We start from the raw sequence: 1,618 nt of genomic DNA on the forward strand, positions 1-1,618 counted from the left end.
TGTCATGAATATCATGCTGGTGTCTGTCACTGAGCGGACGCGGGAAATCGGCCTGCGCAAAGCTCTGGGGGCGACACGCAGCAATATTCTGATGCAATTCTTGATTGAGTCTATGATTTTAACCTTGATTGGAGGTTTGATTGGACTGATCCTGGCTGCAGGCCTCGCCTCTCTACTGGGCTCCGCTATGAGTCAAATGCTGGAAGGAACACCGGTGACGGTCTCCCTGACAGTCAGCATCGTCAGCCTTCTCTTTTCAGCCAGCATTGGTATTGTCTTTGGCATCCTGCCGGCCAACAAAGCCTCCAAGCTGGATCCGATTGAAGCGCTGAGGTATGAATAATAGCAGCAAAAAGTCTGGGAGACCAGGCTTTTTTGTGTTTGATGGTGCGCCATCTATCCACCAGTCATCAATATTTTTCCAGCATTTCCAAAAAAATACCGCCGGATTTCCAGCGGTATGTATCTTCTTCTATTTGTCTAGGTTGTGATTTACTTCATGGTCGGGAAGAGCAGGACGTCGCGAATGGTGGTGACATCGGTCAGCAGCATGACCAAACGGTCGATGCCGATGCCCAGTCCGCCGGTTGGCGGCATGCCGTATTCCAGCGCTTCGATATAGTCATAGTCAATGCCGGTGGCTTCGTCGTCACCCAGATCTTTGGCTTTTGCCTGAGCTTCAAAACGGCTCAGCTGATCGATGGGGTCATTGAGCTCGGTGAAGGCATTGGCATATTCCTTGCTCATGATAAAGAGCTCGAAGCGGTCGGTGAAGCGAGGGTCTTCTGGATTTTTCTTAGCCAGCGGAGACACAGCGACAGGATGACCGTAGACGAAGGTAGGCTGAATCAGGGTCTCCTCGACAAATTCTTCAAAGAAAGCATTGATGATATGGCCCACTTCAGTGAAGTGTTTTTCCAGCGGTACATGCTTTTCCTTGGCGAAAGCAGCAGCTTCCTCAAAGCTCATGTCCTGCCAGAAGTCAATGCCCGTGATTTCCTTGATGGCATCCACCATGTGAACACGTTTGAAAGGCTCATTGATTTTGATGTCAGTACCTTGGTAGTTGACAGGGCCGTCTCCATTGACAGCGATAGCCGCATGCTGGATGATGCCCTCGGTCAGGTCCATGATATCCTGGAAGTCCACATAGGCTTGGTAAACCTCAATCGTAGTGAATTCCGGATTATGGGTGGCGTCCATTCCTTCATTGCGGAAGATACGGCCGATTTCATAGACCCGCTCCATACCGCCGACAATCAGACGCTTGAGGTGGAGCTCAGTCGCAATGCGCAGCACCATGTCCATGTTTTGGGCATTGTGGTGGGTGATGAAAGGGCGGGCTGCTGCACCGCCGGCTTCATTGTGAAGGACAGGCGTTTCCACTTCCAGAAAGCCCTGACCGTCCAGATAGCGGCGGATTTCAGAGATGATGTTTGAGCGGGTAATGAAACGCTCAAAGCTCTCGCGGTTGGAAATCAAATCCAGATAGCGTTTGCGGTAAATAGTCTCCACATCCGTCAGACCATGGAATTTCTCAGGCAGCGGCCGCAAAGCCTTGGATAAATGCGTGATGTGGGTTGCCTTGATGGACAGCTCCCCCATATCCGTCCGCATC

The 1,618-nt window shown here is 51.2% G+C and carries 2 protein-coding genes; one reads left to right on the forward strand and one right to left on the reverse strand.

The features are described 5' to 3' along the window. The coding region (locus STRDD11_RS04775; RefSeq protein WP_128836303.1) for an ABC transporter permease at window positions 1-343 on the forward strand (343 nt) is incomplete at its 5' end. 149 nt (window positions 344-492) lie between these two features. On the opposite strand, the gene lysS is transcribed toward STRDD11_RS04775, so the two are convergent. After that, window positions 493-1,618, reverse strand: a 1,126-nt coding sequence (lysS, locus tag STRDD11_RS04780) for a lysine--tRNA ligase (RefSeq protein WP_128836306.1), incomplete at its 5' end; no start/stop codon positions are given.

This window comes from Streptococcus sp. DD11, assembly GCF_001578865.1.
Lineage (GTDB): Bacteria > Bacillota > Bacilli > Lactobacillales > Streptococcaceae > Streptococcus > Streptococcus panodentis.